This is a genomic window from Microcoleus vaginatus FACHB-2002, assembly GCF_040004035.1.
In the GTDB taxonomy this organism is placed as follows: Bacteria; Cyanobacteriota; Cyanobacteriia; order Cyanobacteriales; family Microcoleaceae; genus Microcoleus; species Microcoleus vaginatus_C.
Window position 1 is genome coordinate 217,635 of sequence record NZ_JAMPLN010000005.1, and the last position, 18,340, is coordinate 235,974.

Annotated in this window: 20 protein-coding genes; 10 read left to right on the plus strand and 10 right to left on the minus strand. The window is 47.0% G+C overall.

The genetic code is table 11. The annotated features are described in order from the left end of the window. Positions 1 to 55 precede the first annotated feature (55 nt). Positions 56 to 811: a Fe-Mn family superoxide dismutase gene (locus NDI35_RS06805; RefSeq protein WP_445312050.1), complete on the plus strand. Its 756-nt coding sequence runs from the start codon at positions 56 to 58 to the stop codon at positions 809 to 811. Positions 812 to 877: 66 nt separating this feature from the next. Here NDI35_RS06805 and rsmG read toward each other — a convergent pair whose 3' ends face one another. Then, positions 878 to 1,621, minus strand: coding sequence for a 16S rRNA (guanine(527)-N(7))-methyltransferase RsmG (rsmG, locus tag NDI35_RS06810; protein ID WP_445312051.1), 744 nt, complete (start codon positions 1,619 to 1,621; stop codon positions 878 to 880). A 107-nt stretch (positions 1,622 to 1,728) separates the two neighbouring features. Continuing rightward, complete coding sequence (locus NDI35_RS06815) at positions 1,729 to 2,400, minus strand: ABC transporter ATP-binding protein (protein WP_445312052.1); 672 nt, start codon at positions 2,398 to 2,400, stop codon at positions 1,729 to 1,731. A gap of 429 nt (positions 2,401 to 2,829) precedes the next feature. Here NDI35_RS06815 and NDI35_RS06820 point away from each other — a divergent pair, with 429 nt between their 5' ends. The 3 genes from NDI35_RS06820 (at position 2,830) to NDI35_RS06830 (ending at position 5,112) form a co-directional block, all read left to right on the plus strand. After that, complete coding sequence (locus tag NDI35_RS06820; RefSeq protein WP_445312053.1) at positions 2,830 to 3,846, plus strand: Sll0314/Alr1548 family TPR repeat-containing protein; 1,017 nt, start codon at positions 2,830 to 2,832, stop codon at positions 3,844 to 3,846. Between the two features lie 128 nt (positions 3,847 to 3,974). Next, positions 3,975 to 4,427: a DUF3531 family protein gene (locus NDI35_RS06825; RefSeq protein WP_445312054.1), complete on the plus strand. Its 453-nt coding sequence runs from the start codon at positions 3,975 to 3,977 to the stop codon at positions 4,425 to 4,427. A 253-nt stretch (positions 4,428 to 4,680) separates the two neighbouring features. Then, positions 4,681 to 5,112, plus strand: a complete 432-nt coding sequence (locus tag NDI35_RS06830; protein WP_445312055.1) for an NUDIX hydrolase — start codon at positions 4,681 to 4,683, stop codon at positions 5,110 to 5,112. Between the two features lie 181 nt (positions 5,113 to 5,293). Here the strand turns inward: NDI35_RS06830 and NDI35_RS06835 are convergent, their stop codons facing one another. Both NDI35_RS06835 and ychF read right to left on the minus strand, forming a co-directional pair. Next, positions 5,294 to 5,659: a phage holin family protein gene (locus NDI35_RS06835; RefSeq protein WP_445312056.1), complete on the minus strand. Its 366-nt coding sequence runs from the start codon at positions 5,657 to 5,659 to the stop codon at positions 5,294 to 5,296. Between the two features lie 21 nt (positions 5,660 to 5,680). After that, the gene (gene ychF, locus NDI35_RS06840) at positions 5,681 to 6,772 is read right to left on the minus strand and encodes a redox-regulated ATPase YchF (protein ID WP_445312057.1); all 1,092 of its coding nucleotides are present in this window, start codon (positions 6,770 to 6,772) and stop codon (positions 5,681 to 5,683) included. A gap of 121 nt (positions 6,773 to 6,893) precedes the next feature. Here ychF and NDI35_RS06845 point away from each other — a divergent pair, with 121 nt between their 5' ends. Further along, positions 6,894 to 7,250: a hypothetical protein gene (locus NDI35_RS06845; RefSeq protein ID WP_445312058.1), complete on the plus strand. Its 357-nt coding sequence runs from the start codon at positions 6,894 to 6,896 to the stop codon at positions 7,248 to 7,250. Between the two features lie 132 nt (positions 7,251 to 7,382). On the opposite strand, the gene NDI35_RS06850 is transcribed toward NDI35_RS06845, so the two are convergent. Further along, positions 7,383 to 7,631 carry a gamma-aminobutyric acid A receptor, epsilon-like protein gene (locus NDI35_RS06850; protein ID WP_332979482.1) on the minus strand — a complete coding sequence of 83 codons (249 nt, stop codon included), beginning with the start codon at positions 7,629 to 7,631 and terminating at the stop codon, positions 7,383 to 7,385. A 358-nt stretch (positions 7,632 to 7,989) separates the two neighbouring features. On the opposite strand from NDI35_RS06850, the gene NDI35_RS06855 reads away from it, so the two are divergent. The 3 genes from NDI35_RS06855 to NDI35_RS06865 all read left to right on the plus strand — a co-directional run bounded on the left by NDI35_RS06855 (position 7,990) and on the right by NDI35_RS06865 (position 11,635). Next, the gene (locus NDI35_RS06855; protein ID WP_445312059.1) at positions 7,990 to 9,552 is read left to right on the plus strand and encodes an aminotransferase class I/II-fold pyridoxal phosphate-dependent enzyme; all 1,563 of its coding nucleotides are present in this window, start codon (positions 7,990 to 7,992) and stop codon (positions 9,550 to 9,552) included. Positions 9,553 to 9,651: 99 nt separating this feature from the next. Next, on the plus strand, positions 9,652 to 10,245 hold the full coding sequence (gene cbiT, locus NDI35_RS06860) for a precorrin-6Y C5,15-methyltransferase subunit CbiT (RefSeq protein ID WP_333046964.1): 594 nt from the start codon (positions 9,652 to 9,654) through the stop codon (positions 10,243 to 10,245). Positions 10,246 to 10,717: 472 nt separating this feature from the next. Next, positions 10,718 to 11,635, plus strand: a complete 918-nt coding sequence (locus NDI35_RS06865) for a phosphatidate cytidylyltransferase (RefSeq protein WP_445312060.1) — start codon at positions 10,718 to 10,720, stop codon at positions 11,633 to 11,635. A 141-nt stretch (positions 11,636 to 11,776) separates the two neighbouring features. Here the strand turns inward: NDI35_RS06865 and NDI35_RS06870 are convergent, their stop codons facing one another. Together NDI35_RS06870 and NDI35_RS06875 are read right to left on the minus strand one after the other, a co-directional pair. Then, complete coding sequence (locus NDI35_RS06870; protein WP_445312061.1) at positions 11,777 to 12,568, minus strand: LmeA family phospholipid-binding protein; 792 nt, start codon at positions 12,566 to 12,568, stop codon at positions 11,777 to 11,779. Between the two features lie 349 nt (positions 12,569 to 12,917). Next, positions 12,918 to 13,043: a hypothetical protein gene (locus tag NDI35_RS06875; protein WP_445312062.1), complete on the minus strand. Its 126-nt coding sequence runs from the start codon at positions 13,041 to 13,043 to the stop codon at positions 12,918 to 12,920. A gap of 143 nt (positions 13,044 to 13,186) precedes the next feature. On the opposite strand from NDI35_RS06875, the gene NDI35_RS06880 reads away from it, so the two are divergent. Both NDI35_RS06880 and NDI35_RS06885 read left to right on the plus strand, forming a co-directional pair. After that, complete coding sequence (locus NDI35_RS06880) at positions 13,187 to 13,981, plus strand: pseudouridine synthase (RefSeq protein ID WP_445312106.1); 795 nt, start codon at positions 13,187 to 13,189, stop codon at positions 13,979 to 13,981. Beyond that, complete coding sequence (locus tag NDI35_RS06885) at positions 13,978 to 14,859, plus strand: helix-turn-helix domain-containing protein (RefSeq protein ID WP_445312063.1); 882 nt, start codon at positions 13,978 to 13,980, stop codon at positions 14,857 to 14,859. The genes NDI35_RS06880 and NDI35_RS06885 overlap by 4 nt, the downstream gene beginning before the upstream one ends. Before the next feature lie 390 nt (positions 14,860 to 15,249). Here the strand turns inward: NDI35_RS06885 and malQ are convergent, their stop codons facing one another. The 3 genes from malQ to NDI35_RS06900 form a co-directional block, all read right to left on the minus strand. Next, positions 15,250 to 16,758: a 4-alpha-glucanotransferase gene (gene malQ / locus NDI35_RS06890; protein ID WP_445312064.1), complete on the minus strand. Its 1,509-nt coding sequence runs from the start codon at positions 16,756 to 16,758 to the stop codon at positions 15,250 to 15,252. A 464-nt stretch (positions 16,759 to 17,222) separates the two neighbouring features. After that, positions 17,223 to 17,348 carry a photosystem II protein Y gene (locus NDI35_RS06895; protein ID WP_333157538.1) on the minus strand — a complete coding sequence of 42 codons (126 nt, stop codon included), beginning with the start codon at positions 17,346 to 17,348 and terminating at the stop codon, positions 17,223 to 17,225. Positions 17,349 to 17,555: 207 nt separating this feature from the next. Continuing rightward, on the minus strand, positions 17,556 to 18,314 hold the full coding sequence (locus NDI35_RS06900) for a MinD/ParA family ATP-binding protein (protein WP_445312065.1): 759 nt from the start codon (positions 18,312 to 18,314) through the stop codon (positions 17,556 to 17,558). Between the last annotated feature and the right edge of the window lie 26 nt (positions 18,315 to 18,340).

Below are 18,340 nucleotides of genomic sequence, written 5' to 3' on the forward strand. Positions count from 1 at the left end.
CCCATTTTGCTTTAATCTGAGATAAAACAGTTAATAATTCACTTAGGTACTTTTTATGACTCTCAAACGCCGAGATTTCTTGTATTTGGTGACTGCCACCGTCGGAGCTATTACCGCAGGTGCTTGCCAAGCGTCAGGAAATAATGTATCGCAAGCAAGTCCAATAGCAGAAAGTCCAAAAATAGCCCAAACTCCGGGGCCTTTTACACTGCCACCTCTGCCCTACGAATACAATGCTTTAGAACCGCACATCGATGCGCGGACAATGCAATTTCACCACGACAAACACCACGCCGCTTACGTTAAAAACCTCAACGATGCTGTCAGCAAATACCCGCAGCTCAAAAATATGAGTGCTGAAAATATGCTGCGAGATTTGAGCAAAGTGCCGGAAGATATTCGCACAACCGTGCGTAACAATGGCGGCGGACACCTAAATCACAGTATGTTTTGGGAAATCATGAGTCCCAAAGGTGGTGGCGAACCCACAGGGGCAATAGCAACAGCAATTCAGCAAAATTTCGGCAGTGTTGACGATTTTAGAGCAAAATTTAACGATGCCGGCGCCAAGCGTTTTGGCAGCGGTTGGGTGTGGCTAATCCGCAATAAAGCTGGCAAACTTGAGATTACAACTACGGCAAATCAAGACACTCCTTTGATGGAGGGCAACTATCCAATTATGGGTAACGATGTTTGGGAACACGCTTATTATCTCAAATACCAAAATTTGCGCGCCGACTACTTAAAAGCTTGGTGGAATGTGGTTAATTGGGGGGAAATTAACAAGCGCTACGAACAGGCTATCGGGTAGTTTTCAATTAGATGAAATACAGGACACGGCCGATGAAATACAGGACACGGCAGTGCCGTGTCCCTACTAGCGAACGGGACGATCGAACTGCTGTACAACTTTCCGCAAGTAAACGCAGTGCCGCGCCCCCTGACTCGTGGGCGTTGTGAATGCTTCTACTGACTCAACTGTACCGCCCAAATGCTCGATCGCCCTTTGCAACTCAGTTTCTTCCTCCACCGTCCAATTCCCACGGTAAAGTACAGCCAAACCGCCATTTTTCAGCAGAGGCAGCGCGCATTTAGCGCAGAGAGAAGCTGCTCCCACTGCTCGAAGAACGGCTAAATCATAAGCTTGTTTGTGCTGTGGCTGTCGGGCAATTTCATCGGAGCGGCCCAACAAAGTCGCCGCATTCTCTATCCCTAAAGACGGTACAACTGTTTCCAAAAAAGTAATTTTTTTGCGCGTAGAATCGAGCAAGGTAACTGATAAATGCGGCAGGGCGATCGCGATCGGCAACCCCGGAAAACCCCCACCCGTCCCAATGTCGATCGCTTTCTGCACCGACTCGGCGGCCCATTCGGGATTTTCCGCCGAATGGTGATTAGCTGGCAGCAGTCTCGCAATTCCCCGCAGAGAATCCCACAAATGTTTTTCCCAAAACTCCATCGGCTCAGTAATTCGAGTTAAATTCAAGGAGCGATTGCCCTCGACAATTAACTCATAAAGTCGCTGAAATTGTTGCTGTTGCGACTCATTCGGCTGCCAATTCAGCGTTTTTTGCCACAACTCGTTCATCTGGGGCAACACAGGCATTGTAATCTGATTCATCTTCTATTCCCACTCTTTTGTAAGCTCTGCACTTAAAAATGCTTCATAATGCGGTAGACCCGCCCGCACTAACTAATAACTAATGACTAATGACTAATGACTAATGACTAATGACTAACAAAACTCGTTTCCTTAGCTTCTAATTTAGCCCGATCGACCTCCAGCAAATCCCCGTGGTCTAAAGTCCAAAATTTATCGGCAACGCTCAACAAATCGCTAGCATCGTGAGTAACAATCAACAAAGTCCAGTGACTTTTCAACTTACTCAACAAGCTTACCAACTGCCGCCGCATCGACCAATCCAAACCCGCCGTCGGTTCGTCCAATAGTAGCAAATGCGGCTGCCGAATTAGCTGCACCGCCAGGGCTACCCTGCGCTGTTGTCCGCCGCTCAAAGCGTGGGGGGAAGCGCGCAGTGGCAAATGTCCGAGCCCCACTTCTGCCATTGCTGAGTTAATTTGTTCTTGTCCCAATTCAGGATGCCCCAACCGCAATTCTTCTAAAATTGTGCCTCCGCAAAAATGCCTTTCTGGAAACTGGAACACTAACCCTCCTAGCTGTTGCAAGTGTTCTGGTGTTAATTCTTGTTCCCGCCAATGGATGTCGCCGCTAGTTTTTTCGGCTAAACCTGCTAATATTTCTAATAGCGTACTTTTGCCTGAGCCACTTCGACCCACAATCAGCCCCATTTGCTGCGAGGGCAGTTCTAAGTTAATATTTTTCAGAATAGGATTCGGACAGGCGGTAGGATGATATACTAAGTTTTTTAGATAAAGCATTAAGGGCAGTTGTTAGTTAGCAGTTGGCAGTTGGCAGTTGGCAGTTGGCAGTTGTTAACAGTCAACAGTCAACAGTCAACAATCAAAAAAATAGTTATTGTTGGAGCGGGGAACTTCTGGTTGTGCTATTGATAGTTAAGGCTGTTTTTGGCTGGGGTCGATCGCACACAATTATTTTACATAAATCTTAACAAAAATTTCCTTTTTCTTCAGGATTGGCGTTTGATTTTTCTGTTTTTTCATGGTATATTCTAATAATGGAAATCTGTTCTTTAATATAGAACCAGTCACACTTCCATTATTAAAATATACCGCAAGAACAACAAAAAATCAAGCAATTTTTACTCTTTTTTTGACCGCGGCCCGATAGTCTGACATTTTAACTCTCTTGTTTCTAGTTTACAGTATATCCCATTCAGAGAATTGACGATGACGAAAACCCCTTTAGGATCGCTAGGCAAGCAAATGTTAAGTTCTAAACAGACAGTGCGGGCGATCGCTGCTGCACTGGCGATCGCCCTCAGCATCTGCATTAACTCAGCAGTAGCGGGCGATCCTTTTCGCACCAGCAACCCGCAGGCGATCGGGCCCAACACAGAAACGGCTTTCAAAACAATGTTTCAGCAAGGAAACTACAAACAAGCAAAAACTCAAATTCAACAAGCACTATCAGCCGAACCAAACGAGCCGCTAGCCTATGCAATGGCAGCCTCCCTATCCTACATCGAAAAAGACTTCAACTCGATGAATTCCTACGCGCAAAAAACCCGCGAAGTAGGCGTAAACTTGACTAAAACTAATCCATTGCGAGGCAATATTTACACCGCAGCAGGCCACTTTCTAGAAGGGGCGAACATTATAGCCCAAGAAGGAACAGCCAAAGGCGCGCCCCAAGCACTCAACAAACTGCGAGTAGTATTTCAATACCTAGAAGCCGCCGAGAAAATAGCGCCCAACGACCCCGAACTAAACCTGATCAAAGGCTACATGGACTTAATGCTAGCCACAAACCTGCCCTTTTCCAACCCCAACGAAGCAATTCAAAGACTCGAACAAAAAGCCTCTCCCCGCTACTTAGCTTATCGCGGCATGGCAGTAGGCTATCGAGACTTGAAAAAGTACGATCGCGCTTTAGAGTTTGCCAACAAATCCCTAGCTGAAACGCCAAATAATCCCGAAGTTCTCTATCTAAAAGCACAAATTTTGTTCTCCCAATCCCAGGGAAAAGACAGCTACAAAGCCTTACTTGAGGAAGCCCGAAAAAACTTCGACGCCGCCTTAGCAAAACCCGACCAACTGCCACGCAGTTTAGTAGCCGAAATCTTCTTTCAGCAGTGCAGAACTCGCAACCGTCTCGACAGCAAATCTCGCGACTGCGACCCGATGCGCGATAAAATCAGAGATGCAGATGGAGTCTGGGGGCCGGCAGCCTTACCACCACTATAAAAAGAGTCAGAGGGGAAGTCAGAAGTCAGGAGTCAGGAGGAAAATTTTCCCTGTCTCCCTCTCTCCCAATTTTCCTCTCTCCTGCAATCTAATTCCTGCAATTCCATTCCCTTTCTTTGATAAAATTGATGCAAGTAGAGTTTCGCGAGTTTAACCCCTTTGACCTCTGGATTTGGCTGAAGTTCAGCAACGTGCCTTCAAACGGTGAAAAACAGTATGTTGAAGAAGTGTTTGACTCTTGGTTTTTCTTGGGAAAACTCGGAGGATTTAATGCGGAAAATTTGCAAGTTCAAGATGAAGGCTTAGACATCAGTGATATGAATTACGATGTTAATCTAGCCGACCAAAGCATGATGGCTTTGATGCACAATATGGGAGAAATGGAGTATCAAGGTTCTTGGGCTCGCTGCTGGTTTGATTTGGGCACTAGCGATGCAATTGGCATCGATGTTTTGATTAATGTTTTCCAGCAACTCAGCAAAGAATTCGTAACGATTGAAAAACTAATTATCGGCGGTGAAAATATAGACTGGCCAATTGAAAATAGGAGGAGCAGAGAGGGTTTTGCCGCCGATAATTAAACGTGGGCATCACACGGATGACACGGATACACAGATAATGACTGATGATTGCTGGCTAATATAGGGCTTACGCACAGGTAGTAATGAACCGGGTTTTTGGCATCATACTTCGTTACAACCCCCATCAAGGGCAAAAAACCTGCTGATGGGGCGAAGTCGAAACCCGGTTTCTTTTGTTTTGGTGTTGATGTTTCATGACTGATGACTAATGACTGATGACTAATGACTGATGACTAATGACTGATGACTAATTATGCAAAAAGGTAAAGTTCGCGTAATTGTTTTAGGATTAATTCGATCGGGCGATCGCATCTTCGTTTCCGAATGCTGCGATCCGGTAAAACAAGAAACATTCTACCGCGCTTTTGGCGGCGGCGTAGAATTCGGAGAGCACAGCATCGACGCTTTGCAAAGAGAGTTTCAAGAAGAAATTCAAGCCGAGTTAACAAATATCAAATATTTGGCTTGTTTGGAAAATTTTTTTATTTTTAATGGCCAAGCCGGACACGAACTAATACAACTCTATCAGTGCGAATTTGTAGATCCCAAATTTTATGAATTGGAGAGTCTGGATTTTGCAGACGGAGATGGGGAACATACTGCATTTTGGATGCCAATCGAGCGCTTTCGATCGGGCGAATTGCGCCTAGTTCCAGACAAATTTATCGACTACTGCGAAGGCTAATAATAACTACAGGACTAAGGCACACTAGCACAGTCTTCAAGCAATTTTTAGGTTTGTAGTTGCGCTTCAGCGCCGGTCAGCGCTGAAGCGCAACTACAAACCTTTTTCACCTGAAATATTGGCGATAACTAACAGGATGAATAAACCCACCCCTTCCTTCCGTCCCCCGCATTACCCGGATCTACCTTACACTAGGCAGAGTCCGCAACAGCTCATAGAGCAAAGAGTTAATAAAACCGAGGGCTATAGCACCCAGCAAAGCACTCCAAATTCCCCAGCGCAACCGAAATCCTTCGACTAGCCAAGCCGCTAATCCAAAGATAATCGCGTTGATAACAATTATCCACAAACCAAAAGTTACCAACAGCAATGGAAAACCCAAAACCACAAAAAGCGGCCGCACCAAAGCATTCAGCAATCCAAAAACCGCCGCCGAAATCATCGCTTTTCCAAAAGTGTCAATATCTACCCCGATGGGCAACTTGGAAATGATAAAAAAGCTCACAGAAGTAACTAGCCAAGCAATTACCAGCGAAATGATATCCATGTGCCAATCTCCTTAAAAAAGCTAAACATTAAATCGGAACAACAGCACATCCCCCTCTTGTACAACATACTCTTTTCCTTCACTGCGAACTAAGCCTTTTTCCTTAGCCGCATTCATCGCGCCCGTAGCAACCAAATCTTCATATGCTACAGTTTCGGCCCGGATGAAACCCCGTTCAAAATCCGAGTGAATAACCCCAGCAGCTTGCGGTGCTAACATTCCCGCGATAATGGTCCAAGCGCGAGTTTCCTTCGGGCCGCTAGTAAAATAAGTCCGCAAACCCAATAATTCGTAAGTAGCTCGAATCAGAGATTTCAAGCCCCCTTCTTTTACCCCCAGAGATTCTAGGAAATCCGTTCGTTCTTCCTCAGATAACTCCACCAATTCTGACTCAACTTGCGCCGAAACTATGACAACCTTAGCATTTTCTTTAGCTGCTACTTCCCGCACTTGTTCGACATAGCTATTTCCCGTTGCTAAATCGTCATCAGATACGTTAGCAGCATAGATAATTGGTTTGTTGGTCAGTAATTCCAAACCTTTAACTAATTCAGCTTCTTCATCTGTGAAATTGTACTGCCGCGCCGGTTTCCCCGCATTCAAAACAGCGACCAATTTTTCGAGCACATCCACTTCGGCCTGAGCTTCCTTATTGTTGCGGGCTAGCTTGCGAGTGCGATCGAGCCGGCGTTCAATTTGAGCTAAGTCTGCTAAAATCAATTCGAGATTGATAATGTCAATATCTCGGATCGGATCGACAGAACCCGCAACGTGAATGATATCGTCATTTTCAAAGCAGCGGACAACGTGGACGATCGCATCTACAGCCCGAATGTGAGACAAAAACTGATTTCCCAGTCCTTCTCCCTGACTCGCCCCCTTCACCAAACCCGCAATATCCACAAACTCAATCCGCGTCGGCACAGTTTGCGCGGAATTGGAAATATTGCTCAGCACCTTCAACCGTTCGTCTGGCACTGCCACGATACCCGTATTTGGCTCGATCGTACAGAAAGGAAAATTAGCAGCAGTCGCCTTGGCATTAGCAACCAGAGCATTAAACAAAGTAGATTTGCCAACATTAGGCAGTCCGACAATTCCGGCAGTAAGCATAGCTATTTAGAAACATATCACTGTTTCAAAATATCATAAGCAATAGCAATATATCTGACTTGTCCCTTCTAACTTCTAAAGCTAAGCTTGAATAAATATCTAACTTGAGGTAGACGGCTAAATGATTAACAAGTTGTTAAGCAAAGTAACGCTCGCTGTGGGGCTGTCGCTGCCCCTGTTAGGGCTGACAGCAGCTAGCGTTTTCGCTCAGATGGTCAAAATTTCGGTGGTTAACAACAGCGGTAAGACGATGACAGCAGTCTATATGTCTCCTCCCGATAAGGATACTTGGGGAGAAAACGAGCTAGACGCCCCCATTGCCGATCGGGAAAAGGCAGATTTTGAGTGGGATCAAGCTGACTACGGCGGCTCGGATGCGGGCTGTGTTTTTGATGTCAGGGCCGAATACTCTGACGGCAAATCCACTGATTTGCCTTCTGTTGACCTTTGTAAAGAGACTGCGCTCAACTTCAATTAATTGATAATTTAGGCAAAAACCGAGTTTTTTCAAGTCTGATATTCAACAAAATGATTGGGGACTTGGGAGAAACCGGTTTTTGCGATCGACCTCACAAACAATCTTAAATTTCGCGATCGACTAAAACATAATTTAAACAGGTTCAGGGATTGTCTGAGGAATAGGCTCCGGCACTGTCTGAGGAATTGGAGAGGGTACGGTTTCCGGCACCGGTTCGGGAATTGGCTGCGGGATTGGCGCAGGTACCGGTTCCGGTACAAGGCCGGGAATCGGTTCGGGTACTGGGCCCGGCACCGGTGGCGATGCGGGTATAGTCGGCAGCCCCGGTTCGGTACTGGGAATCTGCGGGCCTGGAAACGGACTAGGGTTGGGAAAAATCATGTTAGTGTTTTGCTCGCTAATAGAGATGTTCCAAAAACATTTTGTCGCCACTTCTAGCTATATTTTTCTTCAAAAATAACAGAGTTGTGGTATTGTCTTATATCATAATTTTAAACACAAGAGGGCAGCGAACGCATCTATCTAAATAGCTATAATTAACTGTTACTTCCGCATAAATTTATGCCTTTGGCATTAAACTAAATAGGTGGTTACAAATAAACATTAGATGGGGAGGGCGCGTGAGTACAGCAAGAAACTGCCTGAGAGTAAAGGTACTCGCTCAACCCGTCCCTACAAGATATTATGGTTTTTTCATATCGCTCTACTTAGATATCAAATACAGCAATCAAGATTAATCGTGTCACCAGCAAACTCTCAAACAAAAACTCCCCTATTAGATGCTTTGCGCGATCGCACAAATCAACCGCACGCCCCATTTTATGCCCCCGGACACAAAGGAGGACAAGGAATCTCTCAGCCCCTAATTGACTTACTCGGTGCGGCAGTATTTCGCTCGGATTTGCCCGAATTGCCGGAGTTAGACAATCTCTTTAACCCAGAAGGTGCAATTGCTGAAGCTCAAGACTTAGCCGCCGCAGCTTTTGGGGCAGAATCAACTCGGTTTTTGGCCAACGGTTCTACTTGCGGAATTATCGCCGCCATCTTAGCGACTTGCGGCCCCGGCGATAAAATTATCCTACCTCGAAATATCCACTCCTCGGCTATTTCAGGTTTAATTTTATCCGGCGCAATTCCGATTTTTGTCAATCCAGAGTACAACCCGGATTGGGATATTGCCAACAGTATCACTCCAGAAGCCACAGCCTCCGCATTAGAACAACATCCCGACGCCAAAGCAGTAATGATGGTTTACCCAACCTATCACGGCGTCTGCGGGAATTTGCGGGCGATCGCCCAAATTACCCATCAATACAACATACCGTTATTAGTAGACGAAGCCCACGGCGCGCACTTTAACTTTCATCCAAACTTGCCAGAACCGGCACTATCAGCAGGTGCCGATTTAACAGTACAATCAATCCACAAAACCCTGGGTGCAATGACACAAGGATCGATGCTGCACCTCAAGGGCGATCGCATAGATATGAAAAAATTAAATAGAGCATTGCAGCTAGTACAATCCACCAGTCCGAGTTACATACTATTAGCATCCCTAGACGCAGCCCGCCAACAAATCGCACTCCACGGCGAACAGTTAATGACCAAAACTTTACTGCTAGCCGAAAAAGCGCGATCGCGCATCAGTCTAATTCCTGGCTTATCTGTTTTAGAACCGTTAAATACACCGGGTTTTGCAGCATTAGACCGAACCAGGCTAACAGTAAAAGTATCCGATTTAGGAATCACAGGATTTGCCGCCGATGAAATTCTGCACTCGGAACTCGGCGTTACCGCAGAACTTCCCATGCCCCAACATTTAACATTTATTATCAGCTTGGGAAATACAGAATTAGATATTGACAATTTAGTTAAAGCTTGTACTTTTTTAGAAGCAAGAAGGAAGAAGGAAGAAGAAAGTTCGGCAACGAGCACTGTACAAGATGTAACGGATGTCAGGAAGAAGGAAGAAGTCCGAAAGAAGAAATCCGAGAGAAGAAGTCCGATGTCCGATGGAAGATTTGCCCAATCTCCCACTCTCCCACTCTCCCCCTCTCCCCCTCTCCTTTCCCCCCGCGAGGCCTTCTTTTTCCCAGCCGAAACAGTACCCGCAGACAAAGCAGTCGATCGCCTGTGCGCCGAACTCATCTGTCCCTATCCCCCAGGAATACCAGTCCTGATGCCCGGTGAAATCATTACCCCAGCAGCCGTTGACTACCTGCAACAAATCCTTGCCGCCGGCGGAAAAATCACAGGTTGCAGCGATCCCGGCCTCCAAACTCTCAAGGTTGTGCGACAGTAAATATTAAGGCTTGGGGGAAATTGGGAGAATTTCTACTTCTTCCGCCAGTTCCAACTTCGGTCTTGCTTCAATCAAAAATCAAAAATCAAAAATATAACTATGCTTTGGCCCTACGTCACTCCAGGCATCCCGGATGACTTATTTGAACGTTTACCGGGAATTCCCATGAGTAAGCGAGAAGTCCGACTGCTGTTAATCTCCCACCTGCGGCTGCAAGCAGATTCAGTCGTGTGGGACATCGGTGCAGGTACTGGTACGATCGCCGTAGAAACAGGTTTGCTGTGTCCCAAAGGTCGGATTATTGCCGTCGAAAGGGACGAAGAAGTAGCAAGCTTGATTCGCAGAAATTGCGATCGATTCGAGCTCAACAACGTAGAAGTCATAGAAGGCAGTGCCCCGGAATGCCTGGAAAACCTGCCCCAACCCCCCCACCGAGTCTGCATCGAAGGAGGTCGCCCCATTAAAGCCATTCTCCAAGAAGTCTGGCGGTACTTGCCACCCCACGGTAGAGTGGTCGCCACAGCCTCGAATTTAGAAAATCTTTACGCCCTTTCCGAAGGGTTCGCCGAGTTGCAAGTCCGCAACATCGAGGTAGTCCAGTCCGCCGTCAACCGTTTGGAGACTCGCGGCCTGAGTCAAACCTTTGCCGCCGTCAATCCCATATTTATTCTCAGCGGCGAAAAGCTGGATTAGAAGTTAGTTGACTGTTGACTGTTGACTGTTGACTGTTCACTGTTGTTATTGGTTATTTGTTACTAATCACCTTCCAGGCTGTGCCTGCAATGCCCCATGCCTCATGCTTTTAGACCCCATGCCCATTCCTAAATGTAATTCTTAATCTTTTTTAAGTTCACTTAACCTTCATACTTAGAATAAGGGCGACCATAGCTGGATTGACCCCCTGAGTTGAGATTTTGGCTCATCGCCAGTTGGGTATTCGGCTTGGCTGTGCAAGGGAGGAAACCGTACCCTAACAATCCTTACATCCTTGCGTCGAATGACACCGCCCAAAAACGGGTACAAGCCGCCGACAATCGTCGTGAACCACCCAAAATTTTAGACCCTACTTCAATCTCCCAGATTCATCTGTGGAGTAAATCTAGAATCTAAAATCTAAAATCTAAAATCGAGTGATCCACCGCCGTCTGCAAGAGAAATTCATTTTATGCCTTGGTCTCGTATCCTGAGTGGAATAGTTGCGATCGCCCTTGCTTTGGGAATGATTATTATGGGCGGATGGTACTTCACCGTCGGCTTTGGAGTCATCGTCTACCTAGGTCAATTGGAATATTTTCAATTAGCCAGGGCTAAAGGTATTGCACCCGCTGCCAAAACTACCTTAGCCGTCAGTCAAGGGCTATTAATTACTGCAGCCCTAGCACCGGAACTCGTAGATGCCATGTTCCCCTTAGCGGGAACCTTAATTTGTTTCTACCTGTTATTCCAACCTAAATTATCGACGATCGCCGATATTGCCTCCTCAGTTTTAGGATTGTTCTACGGCGGTTATTTGCCCAGCTATTGGGTACGGCTGCGAGTCGGCCTCGACCCAGGCAATCTTGCTACAACCCAACTTTCGCAAGCAGTAGCAAGCAATTTGCCGGTTAACATTTACCCGTCCCCGTCTTGGACAAATTCCAGCCACATATCTTTAGGATTGACTTCGCTGCTGCTGGCTTTCTTCTGCATCTGGGCCGCTGACATTGGGGCTTATTTTGTCGGCAAATTCTTCGGCCGCACTAGCCTCTCCCACATCAGCCCCAAAAAGACCGTTGAAGGTGCCGTATTTGGAGTTTGCGGCAGCATCGCCGTCGCCGTCGCTGGGTCTTGGTATTTACACTGGCCGGGGTGGCCGTATACTGGGGCTGCTTTTGGTCTGTTGATTGGGGTTGCTAGCCTGTTGGGAGATTTAACTGAGTCGATGATGAAGCGAGACGCCGGCGTTAAGGATTCGGGACAGTTGATCCCCGGTCACGGTGGCATTCTCGATCGCACTGACAGTTATGTTTTTACCGCACCCTTAGTCTATTATTTTGTGACTTTACTGTTGCCCGCGATCGACTCTTTTTTAATTAATCGGTAATTGGGAATTGGGAATTGGGAATTGGGAATTGAGAATTGGGAATTGAGAATGGGGCATGGGCGTGGGGTATGTATTCCCAGGATCTGCCGAGGAATCAGGTTAAAGTCAACTGTCAACTGTCAACTGTCAACTGTTAACGAACTAAGGCAAAACTGTAATTCCTCCCCGGCAAGCAATCTCCCCCGGACTCAAAATCAACTCTTCTATCTCAACTTCCGGCCCAAAATCAATTTTAAAACCATTGAAATCACTGGTCTTTAATTCTCCATCCATTTCGATTTCTGGTGCTTCAAACATCAATTCGCGACCGCTGGCTATCCGCAAACCAGTCCGCAATACAAAAGGAATTTGCCTACCGCCAGGGCGCAAAATTGCAGCCGAAAGCGTCAACAAACCCGCCTCAATTGCAATCTGCGAATTTTGCAACTTCAGCGAATTTTCCCTATCTGTTAGTGGCAGCATAGGCAGCAAAAATTCGCTTAAAGCATCAGCAAGTAAAGGCGCTTTCAGCGACGCATTCAAATCCGCTTGGCTAAGCCTCAAAACGCCTGCCACGGGAACGGATTCCAGGAGGCGCAGGGGTTGGCCTTTGAGAGCTTGACCGAGGTTGATGCGAATGCCGCAGCCCTCTATGGCAACTTCAGTTAGGTGTAGTCCTTTATACACAGCACCGCGAGCGGCAGCCGTGACTTTGGGGATCGCACCGCTGAAGATTTGTCGATCGCTCCCCTCAATTTTCACCTTCAACTCGTCCACCTGCTGAACTTGCGATCGCAGCCACAACTGCACCGCCGGAGACAGCACCGCGCTCGCGATCCGGCTGCCTGGACTCGGCGAAGGTCTCCCCGGCTCCTCGCCGAGATTAACAGTCCCACCAGAGCCACCAGCCCCATCTCTATTGTCAAATTGAAGAGAGTTTCGATCGACAGTCATAAACAATTTCAGAATATAAACCTTAATATTCAAGCACAGAAATTTAACTAGAACTTGCACATCCGGCCTCAAAAACCCGGTTTCTGGACAGATATACGGCTGTCAACCTGTGATTTTCCTTAGAAACCGGGTTGATGAACACAAGTCCGATTAACTCGAAAATCAAGCAGAAATCTGGCATCAGCAACGCCAGAAGCAGAAAAATTCTCACCTTTCCCCCCTTGGGATATTGGGGTAGTTCACGAGTTGTGCGATCCCGATGAAAAATTCGCGATTAAGCGTATAAATTTAACCAGGAGTACGGGATTTATGGTAGTGTTGGTTTATGGTCGGGTCAGACCCACACCTTTCAAACCAGCCGCAAACCAACGGTGCAAACCTGTGCCTGCCACGAGTCTTTTCCTCGTAGTTTTTGCACAGCATTCAGGGTAATGCCATCAGGACAATCTGCACCGGGCACAAGGACAATCTGCACTCTTGCCGGCCGTCCTGTAATAATTGGTCAGCATTATAATTTATTCCCAATCAGGAATTGAGCATTGCTAGTACGGTTAATCAATTAACCGTGTCGTGTTTCCTCCCCACCGCTCGCTCGTTGGGGATTTCCACACTCCCGTCATGTCTGATGAAAGGCTGCAAAAAATCCTCGCCCAGTGGGGCATTGCCTCTCGCCGTCTTGCAGAACAGATGATTGTAGCTGGACGAGTCCGAGTTAATGGCAATATTGTTCGCTTAGGAGAAAAAGCGAATCCCGATCGCGATCTCATCCAAGTCGATGGAGTCCCGGTGAAACCAACGGATCGACCCGCAAAGGTCTATCTCTTGCTCAACAAACCGGCAGGCGTAGTTTCTACTTGCAGCGATCCAAGATCCCGATCGAAAGTTCTCGACTTGCTGCCACCACAACTGCGCTCCGGTCAAGGCATCCACCCCGTAGGACGCTTAGATGCAGATTCCACCGGCGCCCTCTTGCTTACCAATGATGGTAAGCTGACATTTTGTTTGACCCATCCGCGTCACTCGATCGCCAAAACTTATCAGGTTTGGGTGATCGGCTATCCCCCGGAACGCATACTACAAACGTGGCGTCAGGGCATCATCTTGTCCGGCAGAAAAACTTTGCCCGCGAAAGTTAAAGTTATCGATCGCGCGCAAGACCAAACTCTGTTAGAAGTCATTCTATCAGAAGGCAGAAACCGACAGATTCGGCGAACAGCCGAGCTGTTGGGATATCCCGTGGTGCGCCTGCACCGCACAGCCATTGGCCCGATTCAATTGCAGCGGCCCGGTGCGCCAATATTGCCACCAGGCTGCTGCCGACCCCTAGAAGATGCGGAAATTATTTATTTATGGAATCTAGTCAACCTAACATCAATAAGCGTGCCAGTAAATTCCCAGGAGCACAGCATATGACAAAGAATTTATTGTTTTTATTCTTCAAAACCACTAAGCAGAAACGGCACTCCCAAGAGCCAGAAACAGCTCAGAAAAAGCTAGCGGAAATTGGAACTCAACTCCGTCAGTACCGCGAACAGCAGTCTATTTGTTTGGACAAAGTAGCCGTGGTAACAATGATTCGGCGGAATCTGCTACAAGCCATCGAGGACGGTCAACTCGACCAACTTCCCGAACCCGTCTACACTCAGGGTTTGATCAAGCGCTACGCTGAAGCAATGGGTTTGGACGGAACTCAGTTTGCCGACTTTTTCCCGATCGAACCGCCGCCTCGATCGAGAACCAAGCTATCCTGGCAAGATGGGCCTCAGTTGCGGCCGATGCACCTCTACCTCTTTTACACATTTCTAATTATCTGTTCGGTCAATGTCTTATCTCAGTTGATGAGCGGTTCTGTTACCGCAAAAAACGGTGCCGGAACCGAAGAACTAGCGCTTGGGCAGCAAGAACAAGCCCGTTTAGCTGCTGAGGCATCGAGCTCCTCAAAAAATCAGAAACCGGATAGTTACGAGGCTGTCGAAGCAGCAAGAACCGGTCAAAATTTAAATCAATCTGGCAATAAACCAGTGATGGTTAGCGTCACTTTTAAAGCAGAATCCTGGATGCAGGTTGAAGTCGATGGTAAAACAGAGTTTGAGGGAACTTTGCCGAGCGGGACTGTTCGCACCTGGGGGGCTCAAAAGCAATTGGTAGTGGTAGCAGGTAACGCCGGCGGGGTAATGGTTGCTGTTAATAACGGACAAGCCGAACAACTAGGAGCTCCTGGAGTCGCCAAAGAAGTTATTTTTAAAGCAAGCGAACTCAAGTCTTCAGCACCGCCCAAGAATGAAGGTTGAGTGTTAATGGGTAATTGTTAAGGGGTAATAGGTAATAGCGGGCAGCCCCCAGCTTTTAATTAGAATGTGCGTCTTGATTCACTCATTACCAATTACCCATTACCCATTAATAATTACCAATTCTATCAATTCCAGTTGCATCGGAAGAGTCAAATCCAGTCAACAGTCAACAATCAGGGATGGATGGTGCAACCGGAATTGATAGAATTCATCTGCGTTAATCTGTGTTAATCTGCCCTCATCTGCGGTAAAAAAAGAGAATTTATCCGACCGCAGATGACAAGGGATTGACACAGATTCACGCAGATAAAGTATAGAGATAGGAATAATTCCGATGCTAACAGATTTGATATTACCCATTAACAATTACCAACTACCCCTTACCGACGATCAATTTTTATTGGGAGCGCGGCCGGAAATGTAAGTCATGCTTTTGAGCCGATCGCGCACTTCCCAATTCAAAGCTTCGGGTCGATACCGCCATCCCCAATTTCCTTCTGGTTTCCCCGGAAAATTCATCCGCGCGTCTGTACCCAAACCCAACAAGTCTTGATACGGCACAATTGCCAAATTAGCAACAGACATCCAACCCATGCGGATTAAAGACCAGTGAATTCCTTGGGGATCGATGCAGCCCAAATAACGATAAACGTCATCTCTTTCGTAGTGTTGCAGTTGATTGAACCATCCGACAGTGGTGTCGTTGTCGTGAGTGCCGGTATAAACTACACAGTTGCGATCGTAATTGAAAGGCAAAAAAGGCTCGCCCGGGCCTGAGTTAAAAGCAAACTGCAAAATCTTCATTCCCGGAAACTCGTATCGATCGCGCAAAGCTTCCACTTCTGGAGTAATTACCCCTAAATCCTCAGCGATAATCGGCAAGTTGCCAAACTTCTCGTTAATTAGATCCAACAAAGCTGTTCCAGGCGCTTTAATCCACTCTCCGTACATAGCAGTTTCTTGCCCGCGCTTCACCGCCCAGTAAGCTTCAAATCCTCGAAAGTGGTCGATCCGAGTCACGTCTACATAAGAGAAAATGGCTTCAAAACGCTGCACCCACCACTCAAAATTAGTTGCTTGCAACTTCTCCCAATTGTATACCGGGTTGCCCCACAATTGACCTGTATTGCTGAAGTAATCAGGGGGAACTCCGGCCATTAAAGCTGCTTCTCCGGTGGCTTCATCCAAGCAAAATATTTCTGGATGAGACCACACATCCGCGCTGTCGTGAGCTACATAAATCGGAATATCGCCAATAATTTTAATGTCCCGCAGGTTAGCATAGCATTTCAACTCCGTCCACTGGCGAAAAAACTCAAACTGGACGTATTTGTAGTAATAAATCTCAGCATTTAGCTGCTGACGCCACTTCTCTAGAGACTCTGGTTCTCGACGGGCAATTTCTGGTTCCCAATTGTTCCAGCTAACACCGCCAAAGTTGTCTTTTAGTGCCATAAATAAGGCGTAATCTTCCAGCCAATTCTCTTTGCTTTGGCAAAAAGCTGAGAATTCTTTTTGCTGCACAGGCGATGCTTTGGCTTTGAAGTTTTCGCACGCTTTTTTTAGCAAAGGCACTTTCAGGGCGATTGCCCGCTCGAAGTCTACATAATCCAGCGGAAATTCTGGTAAATTAGCGAAGTCTTCATCGGCGAGCAATTGGTCGTCCCGCAGCAGTTCTGGGTTGATCAGCAGCGGATTTCCCGCCATTGCTGAATAGCACGAATAAGGAGAATTGCCGTATCCTGTCGGCCCCAGCGGCAATACCTGCCAGTATTGCTGGTCGCTCTCAACTAAAAAGTCAATAAAGCGATATGCTTCTATTCCCATGTCCCCAATGCCAAATCGACTGGGAAAGGATGTGGGGTGGAGTAGCATGCCGCTCGATCGGGGAAAAAGCATAATCTATCTAAAGATATAGGAATTTAACATTGACAATTTGACCTATGTTCCCTACCCGTTAAACTTCGCAGTTTTTAGGGCGATTGTTAGGGCAAATACTTTTGTGATTGTCTCATATTTTCTGCGATAACGTGCTTACCCAATATTTTTCTGGAACTCTACTCAGAAGTTATGAGTAGATTTCAAAACATCAAAATCCGAACTTACACGATCGCCCTGCTTTCACAGCTAGGTTTTTTTACCCAGGCTGGTCTGCTGCAACAAAGTATTTTGCTTGAGCGTACCCGGTTTCTGCTTAATTTTTAAATCTAACTTTTCTTTTGCTGTCGCTCCATCTCTCTGCAGTCGTAAATTGCCCGCCCAAAATCAGCCATCACTTAAGCAGAGCCAATGCACAAATAAGCCGGCTGTTTTTGTATCTCACAAAACAGTCGGCTGCGGAATTACCTGAAAAGAGGCTGAGTTTAAGCTTGCTTGTTCAACATTTTCTGCACTTGTTTGAGAGCTATACTGCCGATGTTGTAAGCAGCCCAGCCGCCCGCCAACAATACGGGCATCAATACTATTAGTATGCGGAAGTCAAATTCCATGAGTTCTCCTCCTAAAGTTTTTTAACAAATTCTCATAATCTATTTGTATCTCATTTTGTCGCCATTCTCCTGACTCTTTAACCAAATATTGTCGCCTTTAAAAGTTCCTCTGCCACTGGCAGCCGGATACGCAGGAGGACATCGCTCCGCAAGAATTGAGAGCGAAAGCGAAACCCCTGGGCGGGCGATCGGCATTCGCTGCACCAATTATGCCACAATCTGTTTCGCAATCCCTTCCACAACCTTAGTTAGAGGGTCGTTAGGGAAGTGCAGCGCAAACACTCCCTTGCTGGCGAGCAGCATCATCTGGTCGCTATGGGGCAGGACCCCTGCCACTGGGATGTTGTAAATACTCTCTACTTGCTGCTTCAAATCCTCGAAATCCAGGGATTCTGGGGCTTTATTGATCGTCATCAAAATTTTGGGAACTTCTAATTTTCGGGCTACATCTACCGTGACAGCCGTTCCCTGAAAATCTTGCTGATCCGGACGCAGAATCAGCAGCAGGATGTCGGAAATGGTGATGCTGAGGAGGGTTTCTTCGTTGAGCCCTGGGTGCGTGTCTATAAATAGGTAGTCTAAGTTCAAAACCTCGATCAGTTCTTGAAAGCCGTCGGTAAGCAGTCCCACGTCGTAGCCTTCCCGCAAAACTCGCGCTATCTCCCCTGCTTTAATGCTCGAAGGAATCAGGTAGAGGTTGCCGTTACTGGCTACTTTTGGCAGCAGCGAACTCACATTGTAGGCCGTATCCGCGATCGGACACCGGCCCCACAGGTAATCGTTCAGGCAGTGATCCATGTTGCTCTCGCTGAAACCGAACAGCACGTGAATCCCCGGTGATTGAATGTCTGTGTCCACAATGGCAACCCGATTTCCGTCGCGAGCGATAATAGATGCCAGGTTTGCTGTCGTGTTCGATTTGCCAGTTCCGCCCCGGTAAGAGTGGACAGAGATGATTTTGGACATGATCTGCGTATTAGGGTAAGAAACGG

Coding starts and splice junctions, on each gene's coding strand:
- NDI35_RS06835 (WP_445312056.1), bottom strand. CDS start 5,659: ATGGATATCATTTCGCTGGTAATTGCTTGGCTAGTTACTTCTGTGAGC.
- NDI35_RS06880 (WP_445312106.1), top strand. CDS start 13,187: ATGTCTGATGAAAGGCTGCAAAAAATCCTCGCCCAGTGGGGCATTGCC.
- NDI35_RS06825 (WP_445312054.1), top strand. CDS start 3,975: ATGCAAGTAGAGTTTCGCGAGTTTAACCCCTTTGACCTCTGGATTTGG.
- NDI35_RS06885 (WP_445312063.1), top strand. CDS start 13,978: ATGACAAAGAATTTATTGTTTTTATTCTTCAAAACCACTAAGCAGAAA.
- NDI35_RS06820 (WP_445312053.1), top strand. CDS start 2,830: ATGACGAAAACCCCTTTAGGATCGCTAGGCAAGCAAATGTTAAGTTCT.
- NDI35_RS06815 (WP_445312052.1), bottom strand. CDS start 2,400: ATGCTTTATCTAAAAAACTTAGTATATCATCCTACCGCCTGTCCGAAT.
- NDI35_RS06895 (WP_333157538.1), bottom strand. CDS start 17,348: ATGGAATTTGACTTCCGCATACTAATAGTATTGATGCCCGTATTGTTG.
- cbiT (WP_333046964.1), top strand. CDS start 9,652: ATGCTTTGGCCCTACGTCACTCCAGGCATCCCGGATGACTTATTTGAA.
- NDI35_RS06805 (WP_445312050.1), top strand. CDS start 56: ATGACTCTCAAACGCCGAGATTTCTTGTATTTGGTGACTGCCACCGTC.
- ychF (WP_445312057.1), bottom strand. CDS start 6,772: ATGCTTACTGCCGGAATTGTCGGACTGCCTAATGTTGGCAAATCTACT.
- NDI35_RS06865 (WP_445312060.1), top strand. CDS start 10,718: ATGCCTTGGTCTCGTATCCTGAGTGGAATAGTTGCGATCGCCCTTGCT.
- NDI35_RS06830 (WP_445312055.1), top strand. CDS start 4,681: ATGCAAAAAGGTAAAGTTCGCGTAATTGTTTTAGGATTAATTCGATCG.
- NDI35_RS06900 (WP_445312065.1), bottom strand. CDS start 18,314: ATGTCCAAAATCATCTCTGTCCACTCTTACCGGGGCGGAACTGGCAAA.
- NDI35_RS06870 (WP_445312061.1), bottom strand. CDS start 12,568: ATGACTGTCGATCGAAACTCTCTTCAATTTGACAATAGAGATGGGGCT.
- rsmG (WP_445312051.1), bottom strand. CDS start 1,621: ATGAATCAGATTACAATGCCTGTGTTGCCCCAGATGAACGAGTTGTGG.
- malQ (WP_445312064.1), bottom strand. CDS start 16,758: ATGCTTTTTCCCCGATCGAGCGGCATGCTACTCCACCCCACATCCTTT.
- NDI35_RS06850 (WP_332979482.1), bottom strand. CDS start 7,631: ATGATTTTTCCCAACCCTAGTCCGTTTCCAGGCCCGCAGATTCCCAGT.
- NDI35_RS06845 (WP_445312058.1), top strand. CDS start 6,894: ATGATTAACAAGTTGTTAAGCAAAGTAACGCTCGCTGTGGGGCTGTCG.